This window comes from Psychroserpens sp. (genome assembly GCF_045105015.1).
In the GTDB taxonomy this organism is placed as follows: domain Bacteria; phylum Bacteroidota; class Bacteroidia; order Flavobacteriales; family Flavobacteriaceae; genus Psychroserpens.
Map to the genome: position 1 here is coordinate 1 of NZ_JBGCCX010000162.1, position 20,438 is coordinate 20,438.

Consider the following 20,438-nt stretch of genomic DNA (forward strand, 5'->3'; position numbering starts at 1 on the left):
GTCCACAAAAAAACCACCTACATTTCTGTAAGTGGTTTATAACTTGCTCCTCCTCTTAGGCTCGAACTAAGGACCCTCTGATTAACAGTCAGATGCTCTAACCAACTGAGCTAAGGAGGAGTGTTTATCGCTTTTGCGAGGGCAAATATATGTTATTTTTTAAGTTTAAAAAAAGATTTTCAAAAAAAATAATCGTTTTTTTTACTAAATCCAATCATTGATATTAGCAAACAAGACTAAAGTAATTAATATGATGAATCCTACTAATTGAGCACGCTCTAAAAACTTTTCACTTGGTGCTCTACCAGAAATCATTTCATATAATAAAAACATCACGTGTCCACCGTCTAATGCTGGTATTGGTAATAAATTTAAAACGCCTAACATGATCGACAGAAATGCTGTAAGCACCCAAAATGCTTGCCAACTCCATACACTAGGAAATATACTATAAATGGCTTTGAACCCTCCAACACCTTTATATGCACCTGTACTCGGATTAAATATGGCTTTTAATTGTGCGCCATATTTGTTTAGCGTCTCAACAAAGTCGGTCGCTCCTGCTCCAAAACTTTCACCAAAAGTATAAGTCTGTATAGCAATATCATAATAGCCTAATTCTGCAAAACGATCATTATCATAAGCTGGCTGAAACCCAAATTTTCCTTTATCATCAACTTTTAATTGACGAGTTATTGTTTCTTCATCTCTTAATAACTCAACAGCTAAGGTTTGATTTTTATAATCAGCCATTAGCGAATCTAATTGATCGAAATAACGTAAGGGCTTGCCATCAATAGTCGTAATGATATCACCTTCTTTAATGTCAAATGATTTGTTTAAAGAAGAATCTCTGACTGTACCAATCATAAATGGTATCCTTCTTTCAAACAATTCTTTACTTTTCGCACTTGTAAACTGCCCTAAAAAGTCTTCAGGCAAATCAATAACTTGTTCTTGACCGTTTCTTTTAATTGTTATTCTTTCAGCACCAATAATATTTGATCGAACATCGTAATCGTTAATAACTTTAATATCATTTACTGCTAGAATTTTATCTCCTGTTTTGAATCCTAAATTCTGAAGAAACTCATTTTCAATCCAATACCCATCTTTTAAACTTTCAATTTTGGTAGTCTTATCACCATAAATAAAAGCAACAAACACATATATAATGTAAGCTAAAATAAAATTAACTGTAACACCTCCAAGCATGATGATTAAACGTTGCCATGCTGGTTTTGAACGGAATTCCCATGGTTGTGCAGGTTGAGCCATTTGCTCTTTATCCATACTTTCATCAATCATTCCAGAAATTTTCACATAACCTCCTAAAGGCAACCATCCAATACCATAAACCGTATCTCCAATCTTCTTCTTAAACAAAGAAAATTTGATATCAAAAAACAAGTAGAACTTCTCTACCCTAGTTTTAAATAATTTAGCTGGTACAAAGTGTCCTAATTCGTGAAGTACGATTAGAAGAGAAAGGCTTAATAAAAATTGTGATATCCGTATTACAAACTCCATGTATCTCTAGTCAAAATTTTACAAGCCACAAAAGTAGTGTTTTGACACCATTTAGAAAACAATATTTAGACTTAAGCTTAATTTTTTAACAGGCTTTTATTAAATACACCTTTATTCGTTTGAAATTGAATAAACAATAACCCGTCTGAAAAAGATGATACTTCAATTTTTTCTTTCCATTCTGAACGATATAACAACTGACCCAGCGCATTATAAATAGTTATAGAATTGACATCCAAAGCATCAGGCTTTAGAATGTTTATGCTTGAAGATACAGGGTTAGGAAATATTTTGAGTTCACTTTCTATTTGAAAATCATCAACATTCAGCACTTGATTATCTCTTGAAATGATATCAAATTCTGGGTTGAAAATTACATCTAGGATTTCAAAATTCACAGTTTCATTAAACTGCTGCATATTTGAAGTATGGTCTAATACAAGATTTAATTCTTCACCCAGAGTCCCTATTAAACGTATAGGAACTGGCGCTTCAAAAAATGACACTGAAGGGTGGCTTTGTGTTTGAGTCAACACCAAATCTAATTCAGTTGGGGATGTTTGACTCCAATTAACGGTATAACTAGGATAGCCTTGATTGTAAAGCCAATCACTAAAAAATTCAGTTAAATCTTCTCCAGAAGATGTCTCAACTATAGTAATAAACTCCTCAGTTTTCGCATAACCATAAGCATGTTCTGGAGCACTCAAGTAATCCTGAAGGGATTGAAAAAAGTTAGTGTCGCCTAGTTGTTTTCGAAGCATATGCAAAACCATCGCACCTTTATTGTAACTCAATCTTGAGCTGAAAATACGACTTATACTCGTTGTGTCTATATCACTCAAATAAACAGCACCTCCTTGTTGTGATGTGATAGAATTAATACGTTGCTGCTTCCAATTTCTAAACGTAGCGTTTCCATCTAAATTTTCATAAACTAGGCCTGATAAATAGGTCGCAAAACCTTCATTTAACCATATATCTTTCCAGCTTCCGCAAGTAATTTTGTTTCCAAACCATTGGTGAGCTAATTCGTGAGCAATTAAATTTCTACTGTAACCTCCCATAAATGATACTGTTGTATGTTCCATACCTCCTCCGAAACCAAATTGAGCATGTCCATACTTTTCATCTTCATAAGGATATGCCTCAAAAAGATTGATAAATAAATCCATAATATCAACTGTAACTGGTGTACTTGCTTGCGCATTAGCTAAGCTTTCTTCGTACACATAATTAACAATCTCAAACGGATTACCATTATTAGAAACTTGGTGCGAATACACTTCATAATTAGTCACAGAAATAGCAATTAAATATGCAGGAATTGGATAACGATGTTTAAAATGTGTTGTTTTCTCAGTTCCATTTACAATTTGACTCTGCTCCAAACCATTTGATACAGCAATATATTCTTCATTTGTTGGGTTAAAACGAGGTGATGTTAAGTACACATCTACAGAATCTATTTTGTCAATTAAATCTTGTTTGCAAGGCCACCAAGCTTTTGCTCCATAAGGCTCAGATAAAGTCCAAATAGTTGGATCTCCATTATGCTCTTCTTGAACAAAAGAACCTAAACCTGCACTTATTGGGTTTCCAGAGTAACTTATTGTTAAAGAATCTAAAACACCTGTGTTTTGAACCATTGGTAAAGTAACCACCAATTCATCATCAGCATTTTGTAAAAATGGAAGATTAAAACCTCTTTGCTCTACTTGAGATACAATCATATTATCAGACAAGTCAAACGTGATTTCAATCATGTTGTCTTTAGCTTCAAAATAGGTGGTAACATTTCCTGTTAGAAAAGCAACCGATGGATCAAGATTTAATTCTAATCTATGATATTTTAAATCGTAATTACCAGTATTTAAATTGGCACGATGCATAATTTGGTTTAAAGCTGATTTAGCTTCAGCAAAACGAACTTCTTCCAAAGTTTCATTAAAATCTTGAGAAAATAATGTAGAAGTTAACAGACAACAAAGCGTAAGTATTGGTAATCTCATTAGTGTTAAAGTTTTCTTTCTATTAGCAATATAGGATGTTAAAAGTACTGAATTTGTTACAAATCTGTCGTATTTTTGCATTCTAAAATCAATCTTTTAGATTCACAAAGCCTTAATAATCAGTTTATGTTGCGATATATCAAACAGCTTAAGTTCTTTTTTATAGCTTTAGCTTTAGTCTCAAGTATTATTATTTATTTTATTTATTCTGCATTAGATGGTGAGAAACCTCTACCTATTTATCAACCAAACCGTATCGATGCAACGCTTGTAGATAGCACAATTCAGCATAAAAAAAAGTACCATACAATTGCTGATTTTGAACTTATAAATCAGAACGGGAAAATCATTACTCAAGACACCTATAAAGATAAAATTTATGTGGCTGATTTCTTTTTTACAACTTGCCAAACTATTTGTCCGATAATGACAGATCAAATGCATCGCATACAAAAAGATATATTAAATGATGATGACGTAATGCTCTTATCACATTCTGTTACTCCTGAAATTGATTCTGTTGAACAATTGAAACACTATGCAATTGAAAAAGGCGTCAATGACTCAAAATGGAATTTAGTAACTGGAGATCGTAAACAAATTTATGATTTGGCCAGAAAATCATATTTGGTGGTTAAACATGATGATTCTGAAGATTATGGTATGGTACACACCGAAAACTTTGCTCTAATTGATAAAAACAAACAAATTAGAGGTATTTATAATGGTATAAGTCCTACATCAATAGACTCATTACTCCTAGATATAAAACGCCTAAAAAAAGAATATCAATAGTTTTAAGTTAAGTATTTCTTCACATAGATATTTTGACTTATTTTTGCTTCTTTAAAATCAATCTAAATAAGCTTGCAAACAACATTAGCAGATATAAAACGAGGACAACAAGGTATTATCACTGATGTTTCCTCAATACATATTCCTCTTAAATTACTAGAAATGGGATGTTTACCAGGTAATGTTGTTGAGCTTGTTCAAATGGCTCCATTTGCAGACCCTATGTATTTAAACATTAATGGAACACATTTAGCAATTAGAAAAGAAACTGCCATTCACATCTTAATCGACATTACCAATGCCTAAACAAATTAATGTCGCACTTATTGGAAATCCTAATACGGGAAAAACTTCGGTTTTTAACGCACTTACTGGATTAAATCAAAAAGTTGGCAATTATCCTGGAATAACAGTAGAAAAGAAAGAAGGGATTTGCAAATTACCAAGAGGTTTAAAAGCACATATAATTGATCTTCCTGGAACGTACAGTTTGAATGCATCTTCATTAGACGAAAATGTTGTCATCGAATTGTTGCTTAATAAGAATGATAAAGATTTTCCAGATGTTGCGGTTGTAGTCAGCGATGTTGAGAATCTAAAACGAAATCTGTTGCTCTACACGCAAATTAAAGATTTAGAGATTCCTACTGTTTTGGCTATAAATATGTCTGACCGAATGTCAAATAAAGGCATCCAATTAGATATTCCGGTTTTAGAAAAAGAATTGCAGACTAAAATTGCACTTATTAGTACTAGAAAAAATAAAGGTATCGAAGAGCTCAAAGAACACATTATCAACTATAAAGAGCTTCCTGTAGAACCTTGTTTAAATGCCTCTGAGATTGACGAAAACTATTTTAATAATCTTAGAAAAGCATTTCCTAATCAACTCTTGTATAAACTTTGGTTAGTTATTACTCAAGATGTGAACTTTGGAAAAACGGATAGAAAAGAAATTGAAGCCATTCATAGTTTTAAAACTAAAAGCAAAACAGATTTAAAACGTTTACAGCAAAAGGAAACAATTAAACGTTATCAATTCATAAATAATACCTTAAAAAAAGGACAAACCATAGATCTTAAATCGGCTAAAGATTTAAGAATTCAACTCGATAGAATTCTAACCCATAAGGTTTGGGGTTATTTGATATTCTTTATCATTTTACTCACTATTTTTCAAGCCATTTATGATTGGTCTAGTGTTCCCATGGATTTTATTGATAGTGTTTTTGCATCACTCAGTGAATGGACAAAAAATAGTTTGCCTGAAGGCGCATTTACAAATTTAATTGCTGAGGGTATTATTCCTGGTCTTGGAGGCATCGTCATTTTTATACCTCAAATCGCTTTCTTATTTCTATTTATTGCTGTTCTAGAGGAAAGTGGTTATATGAGTCGAGTCGTATTTTTAATGGATCGTATTATGAGACGTTTTGGACTAAGCGGAAAAAGTGTTGTGCCGTTAATTTCAGGAACCGCTTGTGCAATTCCTGCAATTATGGCAACAAGAAATATCGAAAGCTGGAAAGAACGTTTAATCACTATTTTAGTAACGCCTTTTACTACATGTTCCGCAAGACTTCCAGTATATCTTATAATTATTGCACTCGTCATTCCTGAAGGTCGGTTTTTTGGTTTAAGTTATCAAGCATTAACCCTAATGTTATTATATTTAATAGGGTTTGGTACTGCTATATTTTCAGCTTGGTTACTCAATAAAATACTCAAAATTAAGAGTAAGACATTTTTTGTAGTAGAGATGCCAAATTACAAATTACCACTATTCAAAAATGTAGCACTTACAGTAATTGAAAAAACAAAATCTTTTGTCTTTGGAGCTGGTAAGATTATTCTTGCGATCTCAATCGTATTATGGTTTCTGGCATCTTATGGTCCAGGAGATAATTTCAATAAAGCAGAAGAAATAGTTACAACAGAATACGCTTCTCAAGGTTTATCTCAAGAGGAGTTAGAACAAAAAATAGCGTCTCATAAATTAGAACATTCATTTATTGGAATTGCAGGACATACCATTGAGCCTGTAATTAGACCTTTGGGATATGACTGGAAAATTGGGATAGCTATTGTTAGTTCGTTTGCAGCACGAGAGGTTTTTGTTGGAACATTAGCAACAATATACAGTGTTGGTAGTGATGAAGAAGAAACCATAAAAAACAGAATGGCAGGAGAGGTCAATCCAATTTTAGGTGGACCATTATTTAACTTTGCTAGTGGAATCTCACTGCTATTGTTTTATGCCTTTGCTATGCAATGTATGAGTACGTTAGCTATCGTTAAACGTGAGACAAATAGTTGGAAATGGCCAATGTACCAATTAGTAATAATGACTGTTTTCGCTTATCTTGTTGCATTAATCGCTTTTCAAGTATTAAAATGAATACCATAATACAAAACATACTTGTTTTTACAACTCTTGGACTAGCTTTACTTTTTCTAGTCAGACAATTCATTTGGAAACCAAAAAAGACATCTACCAAATCATGTGGTGGTAATGACAATTGTGGTTGTCATTAAATACCTTAATTATACTTTCTCAGCCAAGCCAAGGTATGCGCTACCTTACTAATTAAATTGCTTGGCTTTTTATAAATCCCATGTGATGCATCTGGCAATTCAACTAAAACCGATTCTATTTTTCTAAGTTTCAAGGCGTGATAAAATTGCTTTGCTTCGCTTGGAGGTGTTCGTAAATCTTTCATCCCAACAACAACCATCGTTGGTGTTTCAACATTTCCTACTAAGGAGAGTGGTGAAAATTTCCAATAAGTTTCATAATTCTCCCATGGTTGCCCTGGATAACGTGAATTTGCGTACCCATAATAATTGTCTGCAACTAAGGTTTTACTTATCCAATTAATAACAGGCTTATGTACAACAGCAGCTTTAAATCGATTACTTTTCCCTATTATCCAAGCGGTCATAATTCCACCTGCACTTCCTCCTGTAACGTATAGCTTACTATTATCCACAATACCTTTATTCACTAGATAATCAACACCATCCATCACATCGTTGTAGTCTTCACCAGGATAATTATTGTATAATAAATTTGCAAATTCTTCACCATAACTTGTACTACCTCTTGGATTTGGATAAAACACTACATAACCATCTGAAGCATATAATTGCATTTCAGGAGAAAAACGATCACCATAATTAGAAATTGGTCCTCCATGATTTTCAACCAATAAAGGATATGTTTTAGAAGCATCGTAAAAAGGTGGTTTTACAATCCAACCTTGAATTTGTCTTCCATCAAAAGATGATGAGTACCAAACCTCTTCTACTTTCCCTAAAGTTCTGTAGTCTAAAATATCAGAATTCAAATCTGTTATTAGCTCTGGCTCTTTTTGTTTAGGCTGCAGCATCGCTAAATCGGATGGATATTCGGGACGTGTCTGAGTATAAACTAAAGCACCTTTTGAAGAGACTGAATAAGATCCTCCACCATAAGGACGACCAATTGTGGTGCCACCTAAGTTATCTGCTAGCTTTGTTATTTTTCCAGATATAGTTATGTAGGCTATTTTAGAATTTCCTTTATCATCATAAGTAAAGTATAACCCTTTCCCGTTAGTGTCCCAAGAGACTCTTGACACGCTGCTATCTAAATCATAAGACAGAATCTTACGATTACTTCCATCAAGATTCATTGTATACAAAACCGTGTTCTGATACGTTTGTATTTTATCTTGATATCCCAGAAAAGCAATTGTTTTTCCGTTTGGAGAAACAGTCGGAGCATAATCTGGACCATCCTGAGATGTCAAAACTGTAATATGTTTAGTCTGAATATCAACACTATAAATTTCACTATTCCTAAATCTATATTCCCAATCTTCAACTCTATTGGCAGCAAAATAAATGGTACTTCCATCAGGAGAAAATGACAACCTACTTCCGTGATTATAATTATCAGTTGTAATTTGACGAGCTGTACCACCATTAGAAGACATTACAAAAATATGAGTAAAACCAGGTTGCATATAACCTCCACCATCTCGTTCATGCTTTAAACGATCAGTAATTCTTGCTGGTTTTGCCCATTTAGCACCTTTAGGTTTTGAAGGCATTTTAGCAACAACCGGAGGTTTTTCTGAAATGAACATCGTAAATGCTAGATGCTTCCCATCAGGAGACCAAGTTAGATTACCTGGTGACTTATCAAGGTGTGTTAATTTTGCAATTTGTCCGCTTGCAACCCAGTACATATATACTTCTGAACCATATTTTGTTGAGCTCACAAAAGCGATACGATCACCACTTGGCGACCATCTTGCTTGAGATTCATTAACTTCTCTAGAAGTTAATTTTCGATTTGAAGTACCGTCAGCATTTACAATCCATAGATTGCCCTGAGATGTATCATTCATAATGTCAAAACCATTTCTTATATAAATGACTTGAGAACCGTCTGGAGAAATCTGAGGATCTGAAGCCCATTCTAATTCAAATACATCCAAAGATTGAAATGGTACTTTTTCAGTCTGAGCAGAAGCAAATTGAAAAATCAATAAAAAAAGTAGAAAGGAACAAAATCTATACATTAAGTGATATTTTAAATTAAAGCGTGAAATTACTAATAAAATAGTAAAATTGGTCTTAAACTATTTTATAGAATTTTTCATAACTTTGTTATAATGAGTAAACTGTTAGCCATACTATTATCTAGTTTAATTCTTATGCAAAGTCTGCGTATAGATTATGATGATATTATTCAAATTGATGAGCTAATTGAGCATGCTCAATTTCATAAAGTTGAATATGGCGATAATTTTTTAGTCTTTCTTTCAAAGCATTATGGCGAACTAAAAGAGGACCACAGTAAGAATCATCTAGAAGAAAAAAAAGAGCACGAGCAGTTGCCTTTTCAATGCCATGATCAGACACTTACAATTACAGCTTTTGTAATGCAAGATGTTTTTTTAGAACTTGAAACAGTTGAATTACCAGAGCTTAAAGACAGCCGTTTCCATTATCAATCTTCCTTATCTAAAAAAAAAAAAAAAGGACTATTACAACCTCCAAGAAACTCATAATTCATTTTAGTTAATCTTAGTTTCTGTCAGCTTATTTCAAAATAAGTTGTCACTCACTTTATCATATGAATTATGTTATCTTATATTATAAAATTTAGTCTGCGGAATAAATTTATCATTCTGCTATTTACCCTTTTTATTATTGGTTTCGGATTGTATTCGCTATCAAAAATTCCTATTGGAGCAGTCCCAGATGTGACCAACAATCAAGTTCAAGTCATTACAACATCTCGAAATCTTTCCACTCAAGATATGGAGCAATTCATAACCTATCCTGTAGAATTGGAAATGGCAAATCTTCCAGGAGTCCAGGAAATCCGATCTGTTTCTAAATTTGGTTTATCTGTTGTAACTATTGTCTTCGATGATGATATTGGCACCTATTTACCACGTCAACTAATTGCTGAAAAAATTAAATCTGCTTCTGAAAAAATACCTGAAGGTTTTGGCGCTCCTGAAATGGGACCAATTACAACTGGTTTAGGCGAAATTTACCAATATATCCTTGATGTTGAACCTGAATTTAAAGACGATTATACGGCAGAAGATCTTAGAACTATTCAGGATTGGATTGTTAAGCGTCAATTATCTGGAATTCCAGGTGTTGTTGAAGTCAATACTTGGGGAGGGTTTTTAAAACAGTATGAAGTTGCTCTTAATTCAGAAAAACTCAATGCTATAAATATTACTGCTCAAGAGGTTTTTACAGCTCTTGAAAACAATAATAGCGTTGCTGGAGGAGGCTACATAGAAAAAGTAAATCAAGCCTATTTTATTCGAGGAGATGGTTTGGTTAATGGTTTGAAAGACATTGAAAATATTGTCATTAAAACCAATCATGGCGTTCCAATTTATATCAAGGATGTAGCTTCTATTGGCTTTGGAAACGCTACAAGATTTGGCGCAATTACTGGAAATGGTGAAGGTGAAAAAGTACTTGGTCAGGTGATGATGCTTAAAGGCGCAAATTCTAAACAAGTAATTGAAGCTGTAAAAAATCGTGTAGCAAGCATTTCTAAATCATTACCAAAGGGTGTATATATCAATGCATTTCTTGACCGAAGTGAACTTATTGATAGAACAACATTTACAGTGACTGAAAATTTAGTCCTAGGCTGTTTAATCGTAATTTTTGTTGTGGTTTTATTATTAGGAAACTGGAGGTCAGGTCTAGTCGTTGCTTCTGTAATTCCATTGTGTTTATTGTTTGCCTTGTCGTTGATGTACATTTTTGGTGTCGACGCTAACTTAATGAGTTTAGGCGCTATTGATTTCGGGATTATAATCGATGGAGCTGTGATTATAGTTGAATTTATTGCTTACAGTATTACAAAAAATCATGAAAAATTTTCAAACTTAAAACCTAAGGATTTACAATCCTACAAGGACGAAATCACTTTTAATGGTGCTTCAAAAATGATGAATTCTGCTGTTTTCGGACAACTCATCATTCTAATTGTTTTCATACCAATTCTTTCCTTGAGTGGCATAGAAGGTAAAATGTTTAAGCCGATGGCATTAACATTCAGTTTTGCCTTAATTGGAGCGATGATTTTTTGCTTTACCTATGTTCCAGTCGCAGCTTCCTTATTTCTTAAGCCGTTAAAACCTTCAGAAAAAAATATTTCTGTTCGCTTGATGAGATGGCTCAACCAAATCTACGAACCAACTATTAATTGGGCTTTACAAAGCAAAAAATTAGTACTAGGTACTTCAATACTTCTTTTGAGTGTTTCTGTTTATTTATTTGGAAATATGGGAGGTGAATTTGTGCCTACGCTTGATGAAGGCGATTTCGTGATTCAGCCTGTTTTAAAAACGGGAACATCATTAAGCAATACGGTTGAAATTACCACTAAAATAGAAAGTATTTTATTAGACAAATTTCCTGAAATCAAACAGGTAGTCACTAGAATTGGCGCAGCAGAAGTCCCTACAGATCCAATGTCTATGGAAGAAAGTGATGTCATCATTGTTTTAAAATCAAAAAAAGAATGGGTATCTGCATCGACAAAAGATGAATTGGCCGATAAATTTAAAGAAGCTTTGGCTTTAATTCCTGGTATGGAAGTCGAATTTACTCAACCAATTGAAATGCGTTTTAATGAACTTATTACGGGTGTAAGAGCAGACATTGCAATCAAAATCTTTGGTGAAGATTTGGAGATTTTGTCTAAAAAAGGAAGCGAAATAAAAGCACTCATTGAAAATGTAAATGGCGCTGCAGATGTTTCAGTAGAAAAAATTGATGGATTACCTCAAATGAGTGTGAAATATAATAGAGAAAAAATTGCACGATACGGACTTAACATTAAAGATCTTAACGCTATGCTATCAATGGGATTTGCTGGACGAACTGTAGGCAATGTGTTTGAAGGTGAAAAGCGATTTGACCTTGTTGTACGCCTAGAATCTTCTAAACGTCAAGACATCAACAACATCAAAAACCTTTATGTTGATTTACCTAATGGCGGAAAGATTCCTATGAGCGAATTAGCATCGATAACCTATGAAAAAGGAGCTGCAAAGATCTCAAGAGATGATACTAGAAGGCGTATTGTAGTTGGAATTAATGTTCGAAATCGAGATTTAGAATCTGTGGTAGATGATGTGAGCGACTTAATAGATTCTCAAATAAAACTTCCTGTTGGATATACCATAACCTATGGAGGTCAATTTGAAAATTTACAAAATGCAAAATCGCGTTTATTAATTGCAGTACCAATTGCTTTAATCTTGATTTTCATAATGCTCTACTTTGCTTTTAACTCGGTTAAAGAAGCATTGTTAATATATTCTGCAATTCCATTAGCTGCTGTTGGAGGTATTTTATTTTTATGGCTAAGAGATATGCCATTTAGTATTTCAGCAGGTGTTGGGTTTATTGCACTTTTTGGAATAGCAGTCCTTAACGGAATCGTACTTATTGAACATTTTAAAGAACTTAAAAAAGAAGATTTTAAAGATATGGAATCACTTATAAAACAAGGAACAAAAGATAGGCTTAGGGCTATATTGTTAACAGCCACTGCTGCGGCTTTGGGTTTTTTACCAATGGCCATTTCTACCAATGCTGGAGCTGAAGTCCAAAGACCATTGGCAACAGTAGTAATTGGAGGTTTATTTACAGCAACGTTGCTAACTTTGGTTGTTTTGCCTGTGCTATATGCTTATTTTAATTCGACCAAGAGTAAATCTAAAACATATTCAAAAAACAAATCAATTGTAGTAACAGTACTATTTGCAGTCATTTCGTCACCATCATATGGTCAACAAAATTCAGTGATTCTTGACGAATTAATTTCCATAGCTATTGAAAATAATTCAGGACTTAAGGCTGATAAATTAAAGGTTGAAAAATCTGATGTTTTGATCTCAACAGCATTTGATTTTGATAAAACAGAAGTATACTACGCTTATGATGAAAATAATTTAGCATTTAATAACAAACCTCTTGATGTATTCGGAGTACAGCAAGAATTTAAATTTCCGACAGTTTATTTTGCTGGTCGAAAATTGAATTCTGCCAACTATGATTTGGAAGTAGCTAGTTATGCCATAAGAGAAAAAGCGTTAAAACGTAAGCTCACATCAGGTTATTACACATATCTGTATGCTAAAGAAAAAGAAAAGGTACTGTCTAGATTGGATAGCTTATATGAAAATTTTGCTGCGATTGCTAAAAGACGTTTTGAATTGGGTGAAACAAATTATTTAGAAAAAATTACTGCTAAATCCAAACAAAAACAAATTAGCCTTGACCTATCTCAAGCTCAACAAGAATTAAAAGTAGCCTACGCTGTTTTAGAAGCTATAATTCAAAGCAAAGACACGTTATCAATCACTCCTGAACCATTCACAAAAATCCCTTTAGAAGTTATGAATGTTAAAGAGAGTCCTGAAATGGACTATTATAAACATAAAACATCATTTTTTGAAGCCAAACGCAAATACGAAAAACAAGAATTACTTCCAGATATAAGTCTCAATTATTTTCAAGGCAGTAACTCAGGAATCAATTCTAATCTAATTGGTTATCAATTTGGTTTAAAAATCCCTTTGCTTTTCAACGCACAATCATCTCGTATTAAATCATCTAAGATTGCGCTAGATATTGTAGAAGAAGAATCGCACGATTTTGAAATTAACTACACTTATAAACATGAGAAGCTACTTTTAGAACTTGAGCATATCGAAAAAGGACTCACATATTTTGAACAAGAAGGAGCATCTATGGCTCATGAAATTCTTAAAACTGCAAACAGTAGTTTTAAAAATGGGGAAATAGATTTCTACCAATATATTTTAAGTGTTGAAAATGCTTATGCTATCCAAATCAATCATTTGGAACACCTCAACAACTATAATCAAACCATAATAAATATCAATTATTTAACCTTTTAAAATTAACCTTATGAAACGAATCAAGTATATAATTTATTCTGCTTTTATTCTCTTTTTTATGAATTGTAAAAATTCTGAAGAGTCAAGAGGAACTATCATTTCAGAAAATGAAGATAGCCGCATTCAGGTTTCAAAAGTTCAATTTGATCAAAATAATATGGCTTTAGGAACGATAGAAATAAAATCAATTCCAATAAAAATTTCAGTAAATGGAATGATTGATGTTCCTCCTGAAAATAAAGCCGTAGTTAATTCAAGCTTTGGAGGCTTTATCAAAACAACACCATTTTTAGAAGGTGACACAGTGAAAAAAGGACAGGCCTTAGTCACACTTGAAAACCCTGAGTTTATAACTATGCAGCAAAAATATATGGAAGTCAAAGAGCAATTAAATTATTTAAGAGCCGAATATGATCGACAACAAACCATGATGGAGGAAAATATAACATCTCAGAAGAGCTTTTTAAAAGCTGAGAGTGACTACAAAACCACCATGGCGAAATATAATGGTTTAAAAAAGCAATTAGTCATGCTGAATATTTCACCTAAAAATGTAGAAAAAGGCAGCATGTCCTCTATTGTAACTTTATATGCATCTATTAGTGGTAGCATCTCAAAGGTAAATGTCACTAGAGGAACTTATGTCTCTCCTGCAACATCAATTATTGAAATAATTGACAACTCTCACATTCATTTAGAATTATCTGTTTTTGAAAAAGACATCATGAATGTAAAAAAAGGACAACCTATTACATTCAAAATTCCTGAAGCTACAGAAGACATATTTCATGGTGAAGTTCATTTGGTCGGAACCACAATAGGTGATAACAGAACGATAAAAGTTCATGGCCATCCAATTGATGAGTCAAATAAATTCTTAACAGGAATGTTCGTTAATGCTGATATTATAATCGAAGAAAAAAATGCAAATGTATTGCCTGAAACTGCACTTGTAGAAATAGAAGAAGAATATTATGTGTTACTTTTAAATGAAACTACAGAAACGGATTACTTTTTTGATCAAGTAAAAGTGAGCATTGGAAACGTAGTGAATGGCAATATTGAAATATTAGAAAATACGAATGTTAAAGAATCAAGTAAAATCTTGGTAAATGGTGCTTTTAATTTAATAGACATAAAATAGTTCAATCTAACCCAAATAAAATAGTATTAATTAAAATTTTAGTTACATTTGCAAAATATTTAAGCTTACTTAAATTTTAATTAAAGCATTCAAAAAAATGTCAGTAGCTATTGAGAATTTTGTAAAAGCAATTTACAATAACGACAAGCATGATATAAAAAACACCAAGCCTGGAAATATTGCCAAACAGTTGGGCATTTCAAATCCTGCCGCTACAGATATGGCTAAGAAGTTAGCAGCAAAAGATTTACTCCATTACGAAAAATATCAAGCGCTTCAACTAACTGAAAAAGGTAAAAAAATGGCACTCAATGTGGTTAGAAAACATCGCTTGTGGGAAGCTTTTTTATTCAAAATGTTTGATATGTCACTCCATGATATTCATCGAGAAGCCGAATTATTAGAGCATCAGACTTCAGATTTACTGGCAGAAAAAATAAGTGCGTTTTTAGGGCATCCAAAATTTGATCCTCATGGCGATCCCATTCCTAATGCTAAAGGAGAAATTACTACTAAAGACACCTCTATTACTCTTGCCGAAGCTGAAGAAGGCCAAACTTATACCATTGCCAGATTGATGAGTGATGACAAAGAATTTTTTGAATTTTGTGCTTTAAATGAAATTAAATATAGAAATACACTAACCGTTTCAAAACAATTTACTGGAAATAAAATGACTCAAATTTCAATTGGCTCAAACACGATTGTTTTGAATGAAAATTTTACTAAAATTATTTATGTCGATGAAAATTAAAAACATCTACTTACTAAGTTTATTTCTTATTCTACTAATAAACGGATTTGTTTTTTCACAAGAAGAAGACACTTCAAGTTCAGCATCAGAACCTTTAATTACGGACAGACCTGATGCAACTGAATCTCCTTCAACTGTTGCGCCTAGTTTCATTCAAATTGAAACTGGAGGTGCTTATGAAAGTTTTAAAGACAATAGTGTTAAAACTGAATCTTTCACTTACAACACGACTCTAGTTCGTCTAGGTTTATTAGATAATCTAGAATTACGAATAGGTTGGGATTTTGTTGAAGGTCAGACAACAATAAACGGGAACAAATTAGATAATATTTCTAGTGGTTTTAATCCTCTCTTATTTGGAACAAAAATTGCCATTGCAGAAGAAAAAGGTTGGAAGCCTCAAATTGGATTCTTAGGACATTTATATTTACCATTTACAGCAAGTACTGATTACAGACCAGAAACTACAGGTGTTGATGTTATTTTTGCATTTGAACACACTTTAAGTAAGAAATCAAGTTTAGGTTATAATATTGGTGCAAGATGGCAAGATGGATCGCCAGAAGCATCCTACATATATTCTCTGTCTTATGGGTATAGCGTTATAGAAAAATTAGGAACCTACATAGAACTATATGGCAATCTTCCTGAAGACAATAAAGCAAATCATTTATGGAATGCTGGTATTACATATTTAATATCAAATAATGTTCAACTTGATGCAACTGTTGGTTCTGGGATTACTGAAGGACAAGATATTTTACTAAGTGCTGGTGTAAGTTTCAGATTACCTACTAAATAAAAACGACTATGAAAATTTTAAAAAACACAATACTACTATTGCTAATTGCTTCTGTTTTTAGTTGCAAAAAAGATACACAAACTAACGGAAAATTAAACGTTGTAACAACAACTACAATGATTACCGACTTGGTAAAAAATATTGGAGGTGAACACATCAACGTACAAGGTTTAATGGGAAGTGGTGTCGATCCTCATCTCTACAAAGCCAGCGAAGGTGACGTTACTAAACTAGTAAATGCAGACATCATATTTTTTAACGGATTACATCTTGAAGGTAAGCTAGTTGAAGTCTTCGAGAAAATGAAAAACAAAACACCTATTGCTCTTGGAGAAAGTTTAGATAAAAACACCTTAATTGGTTCTGACTATTTTGCTTCGAACTATGATCCACATGTATGGTTCAATATTGACTATTTCATGAAATTCGTAAAAAAAGTAACTGTTGTGCTTTCAGAAAAAAATCCAGAAAACGCAGAATATTATAAAACTAATGAAACAAAATACATTGAAAAGCTAATTGCGCTTCAATCAAAAATAAAAGAAATAATTGAAACACTTCCTAAAGACAAACGAATTTTGGTCACAGCTCATGATGCTTTTAATTACTTCGGGAAAACCTATGGTTTTGAAGTTTTAGGATTACAAGGCTTATCAACTGCCACAGAAGCTGGAGTTAAAGATGTTCAAAAACTATCAGCCTTTATTATCGAAAAAGATATCAAAGCTATTTTCGTAGAAAGCTCAGTACCAAAACGAACTATAGAAGCCTTACAAGCAGCAGTAAGATCAAAAGGACACGAAGTTACTATTGGAGGAACGCTGTACTCTGATGCTTTAGGCACATCTGGGACAAAAGAAGGCACTTACATTGGCATGTTTGAATACAATGTGAATACAATTGTTAATGCGCTAAAATAATGAAGCAAAAGATTGCAGTACAAATAGACGATTTAACAGTTGCTTACAATTATAAGCCTGTACTTTGGGATATTGACTTAGAAATTCCTGAAGGTGTTTTGATGGCTATTGTGGGCCCTAATGGTGCTGGAAAATCAACACTTATAAAATCTATTTTAGGAATTTTGAAACCAATTGCAGGTAGTGTCTCTATTTATGGTAAATCTTATGACAAACAACGTTCTTTGGTTGCTTATGTTCCCCAAAAAGGAAGTGTTGATTGGGATTTTCCAACAACAGCTTTAGATGTTGTTATGATGGGAACTTACGGGAGTTTGGGATGGATAAAACGTCCGAAACAAAAAGAAAAGAAAGCGGCACTCGAAGCTCTTGAAAAAGTAGGCATGTTACCTTTTAAAAACCGTCAAATTAGTCAGTTATCAGGTGGTCAACAACAACGTATCTTTTTAGCACGAGCTTTGGTTCAAGATGCATCAATCTATTTTATGGATGAACCATTTCAAGGTGTTGATGCGACTACAGAAATTGCCATTATTAATATTCTAAAAGAACTCCGTAAAGCTGGCAAAACAGTTATTGTTGTGCATCACGATTTACAAACTGTTCCAGAATATTTTGATTGGGTAACATTTTTAAACGTCAAAAAAATAGCCACAGGTCCTGTTAAAGATATTTTTAATGATGATAATTTGACAAAAACCTACGGAATTAATTACAAAGTAAGTATACAAGAGTGATGGATATTCAAGAATATTTTTCATTAGTCTTTTCAGATTACACACTCAGAACCATAACGCTTGGAACAGCAATTCTTGGTGCTGTGACTGGAATGTTAGGAAGCTTTGCTGTACTGAGAAAACAAAGCCTTTTAGGTGATGCAATTTCTCATGCAGCTTTACCTGGGATCGCTATTGCTTTTTTAATCATAGGAGCAAAAGACAGTAATACACTACTTCTTGGTGCTTTAGTTAGTGGATTAATCGGAACATTCTGGATAAGAGGAATTATAACTAAAACACATTTAAAATCAGATACTGCATTGGGCTTAATTTTATCTTTATTTTTTGGCTTCGGAATGCTATTACTCACCTTCATACAAAAACAACCTAATGCAAATCAAGCTGGATTAGATAAATATTTATTCGGACAGGCAGCTACACTTGTTGAAAGTGACGTTTGGTTGATGGCAATTGTTACTGGAATTTGTCTTTTTGTTTTATTACTGTTCTGGAAAGAATTCAAGATTTTATTATTTGATAAAGAGTATGCCAAAACACTTGGATTTAACACTAAAACCATTGATGTTTTAATCACGAGTTTTATCGTTTTAGCTATTGTACTTGGACTCCAAACCGTTGGTGTTGTTTTAATGAGTGCAATGCTTTTAGCTCCTGCTGCTGCTGCAAGACAATGGACAAATAGTCTCGCTAAAATGGTATTTCTTGCTGCAATATTTGGGGCCTTTTCAGGTATTTTTGGCACAGCAATTAGTGCTAGTCAAAATAATTTATCAACTGGTCCAGTCATTGTTTTAGTTGCTGCTGTTTTTGTTTTTATATCATTTGTATTTTCTCCAAGTCGTGGTTTACTATTTAAGCAAATACGTTTTATAAAAAACAGACGTGATTTAGAGTTACATAAGACCTTAGCTTTTATGTATGGAATTGCTGAAACTCATGAAAATATTTCACATCCTCATGAAATTAAAATTTTGAATAATTTTCAAGGATTTACAAAAGGGACTTTAAAAAAGTTAGTCGAAAAAAATTATGTGACACTTCAAGGTTCAACATGGAGTTTAACTCGCGAAGGGTTTAATTCTGCTTCAAATTTATATAATCAACTAACCAAACAAGATGAGTAGTGCGCAATTAGAAATACAATTGATTGCAAGTTTAGTGGCTATTGCTTGTGCTATTCCGGGCACTTTTTTGGTGCTTCGCAAAATGGCCATGATTAGTGATGCCATTAGTCATTCTATTTTACCAGGAATTGTTATTGGATTTTTTATTACACAAGATTTGAACTCGCCATTACTGATTCTTCTAGCTGCCTTAACCGGAGTGATTACTGTTGTTTTAGTAGAATACATTCAGAAAACAGGACTTGTAAAAGAAGACACTGCCATAGGATTAGTATTTCCCGTCTTATTTAGTGTTGGTGTGATTATGATTGCTAAAAACGCTAATGACGTTCATTTAGATATTGATGCTGTCTTACTTGGTGAATTAGCTTTTGCACCTTTTGATCGTTTGTTAATTTCTGGAATTGATGTTGGCCCAAAATCTCTTTGGATCATCGGAAGTATTCTTTTAATAACTGTAGTGCTTTTATATGCTTTTTTTAAAGAATTAAAACTTAGTACATTCGATAAAGGATTAGCCGCTTCCCTAGGGTTTTCACCTGCAATTATTCATTATGGATTAATGAGTGTGTCCTCAATAACTACTGTTGGTGCTTTTGATGCTGTAGGTGCTATCTTAGTTGTAGCATTAATGATTGCTCCAGCTGCAGCTGCTTATTTATTAACTACTGATCTTAAAAAAATGCTCATTTTATCCATTGTGTTTGGCGTATTTAGTGCCATTACTGGGTACTGGTTTGCACATTGGTTAGACGCCTCTATAGCTGGATCAATTACAACAATGCTCGGACTATTATTTTTATTAGTGTATTTGTTCGCTCCAAGTAAAGGTATTATTGCTGTGATGTATCGTGAAAAACAGCAACGTACAGAAGTTTCTTTGCTGACCTTTCTTTTGCATTTGAAAAACCATGATGAAATTGAAGAACGTCATGTAAATCATCTCAACGAACATATTAATTGGCAAAAAGTAAGGTCAAAAACGGTTTTAGATTTAGCGCTTAAAAATAATATGATAGAGATAAACAATAATATTGTATCTCTAACACCTAAAGGTGATGAGTTTACAACACAGGCCATTGATTATATCATCACAAACGAAGATTCACAAATAGAAGATATGAAAGATAACTTCTTCTTGTTTAGAGGATAA

General features: G+C 33.1%; 15 protein-coding genes and 1 tRNA gene. 12 read left to right on the forward strand and 4 right to left on the reverse strand.

Annotated elements, in window-relative coordinates:
- Positions 1-46 precede the first annotated feature (46 nt).
- The 3 genes from AB8B90_RS12415 to AB8B90_RS12425 all read right to left on the reverse strand — a co-directional run bounded on the left by AB8B90_RS12415 (position 47) and on the right by AB8B90_RS12425 (position 3,623).
- A tRNA-Asn gene (locus AB8B90_RS12415) sits at positions 47-120 on the reverse strand.
- Positions 121-204: 84 nt separating this feature from the next.
- Positions 205-1,530 carry an RIP metalloprotease RseP gene (rseP, locus tag AB8B90_RS12420; RefSeq protein ID WP_405337349.1) on the reverse strand — a complete coding sequence of 442 codons (1,326 nt, stop codon included), beginning with the start codon at positions 1,528-1,530 and terminating at the stop codon, positions 205-207.
- A gap of 77 nt (positions 1,531-1,607) precedes the next feature.
- Positions 1,608-3,623, reverse strand: coding sequence for a M1 family aminopeptidase (locus tag AB8B90_RS12425; RefSeq protein WP_405337351.1), 2,016 nt, complete (start codon positions 3,621-3,623; stop codon positions 1,608-1,610).
- 45 nt (positions 3,624-3,668) lie between these two features.
- On the opposite strand from AB8B90_RS12425, the gene AB8B90_RS12430 reads away from it, so the two are divergent.
- The 3 genes from AB8B90_RS12430 (at position 3,669) to feoB (ending at position 6,735) form a co-directional block, all read left to right on the forward strand.
- Complete coding sequence (locus AB8B90_RS12430) at positions 3,669-4,337, forward strand: SCO family protein (RefSeq protein WP_405337404.1); 669 nt, start codon at positions 3,669-3,671, stop codon at positions 4,335-4,337.
- A 72-nt stretch (positions 4,338-4,409) separates the two neighbouring features.
- Positions 4,410-4,643 (forward strand): ferrous iron transport protein A, encoded by a 234-nt coding sequence (locus AB8B90_RS12435; protein WP_405337353.1) that lies wholly within the window; start codon positions 4,410-4,412, stop codon positions 4,641-4,643.
- Entirely contained in the window at positions 4,636-6,735 is a 2,100-nt protein-coding gene (feoB, locus tag AB8B90_RS12440) for a ferrous iron transport protein B (RefSeq protein ID WP_405337355.1), read from the forward strand. Before AB8B90_RS12435 ends, feoB begins: the two co-directional genes overlap by 8 nt.
- 142 nt (positions 6,736-6,877) lie before the next feature.
- Here feoB and AB8B90_RS12445 read toward each other — a convergent pair whose 3' ends face one another.
- Positions 6,878-8,905, reverse strand: a complete 2,028-nt coding sequence (locus AB8B90_RS12445; protein ID WP_405337357.1) for a S9 family peptidase — start codon at positions 8,903-8,905, stop codon at positions 6,878-6,880.
- A 93-nt stretch (positions 8,906-8,998) separates the two neighbouring features.
- On the opposite strand from AB8B90_RS12445, the gene AB8B90_RS12450 reads away from it, so the two are divergent.
- The 9 genes from AB8B90_RS12450 to AB8B90_RS12490 all read left to right on the forward strand — a co-directional run bounded on the left by AB8B90_RS12450 (position 8,999) and on the right by AB8B90_RS12490 (position 20,438).
- A complete protein-coding gene (locus AB8B90_RS12450; RefSeq protein ID WP_405337359.1) occupies positions 8,999-9,397 on the forward strand; it encodes a hypothetical protein in 399 nt (132 codons plus the stop codon).
- 72 nt (positions 9,398-9,469) lie between these two features.
- Positions 9,470-13,801 (forward strand): CusA/CzcA family heavy metal efflux RND transporter, encoded by a 4,332-nt coding sequence (locus tag AB8B90_RS12455; RefSeq protein WP_405337361.1) that lies wholly within the window; start codon positions 9,470-9,472, stop codon positions 13,799-13,801.
- Between the two features lie 10 nt (positions 13,802-13,811).
- Complete coding sequence (locus tag AB8B90_RS12460) at positions 13,812-14,945, forward strand: efflux RND transporter periplasmic adaptor subunit (RefSeq protein WP_405337363.1); 1,134 nt, start codon at positions 13,812-13,814, stop codon at positions 14,943-14,945.
- Positions 14,946-15,042: 97 nt separating this feature from the next.
- Positions 15,043-15,699 carry a metal-dependent transcriptional regulator gene (locus AB8B90_RS12465; protein WP_405337365.1) on the forward strand — a complete coding sequence of 219 codons (657 nt, stop codon included), beginning with the start codon at positions 15,043-15,045 and terminating at the stop codon, positions 15,697-15,699.
- Positions 15,689-16,501: a transporter gene (locus AB8B90_RS12470; RefSeq protein ID WP_405337367.1), complete on the forward strand. Its 813-nt coding sequence runs from the start codon at positions 15,689-15,691 to the stop codon at positions 16,499-16,501. The genes AB8B90_RS12465 and AB8B90_RS12470 overlap by 11 nt, the downstream gene beginning before the upstream one ends.
- Positions 16,502-16,509: 8 nt before the next feature.
- Entirely contained in the window at positions 16,510-17,421 is a 912-nt protein-coding gene (locus AB8B90_RS12475; RefSeq protein ID WP_405337369.1) for a metal ABC transporter solute-binding protein, Zn/Mn family, read from the forward strand.
- Entirely contained in the window at positions 17,421-18,158 is a 738-nt protein-coding gene (locus tag AB8B90_RS12480; RefSeq protein WP_405337371.1) for a metal ABC transporter ATP-binding protein, read from the forward strand. Before AB8B90_RS12475 ends, AB8B90_RS12480 begins: the two co-directional genes overlap by 1 nt.
- On the forward strand, positions 18,158-19,285 hold the full coding sequence (locus AB8B90_RS12485; protein WP_405337373.1) for a metal ABC transporter permease: 1,128 nt from the start codon (positions 18,158-18,160) through the stop codon (positions 19,283-19,285). Before AB8B90_RS12480 ends, AB8B90_RS12485 begins: the two co-directional genes overlap by 1 nt.
- Complete coding sequence (locus tag AB8B90_RS12490) at positions 19,278-20,438, forward strand: metal ABC transporter permease (protein WP_405337375.1); 1,161 nt, start codon at positions 19,278-19,280, stop codon at positions 20,436-20,438. Before AB8B90_RS12485 ends, AB8B90_RS12490 begins: the two co-directional genes overlap by 8 nt.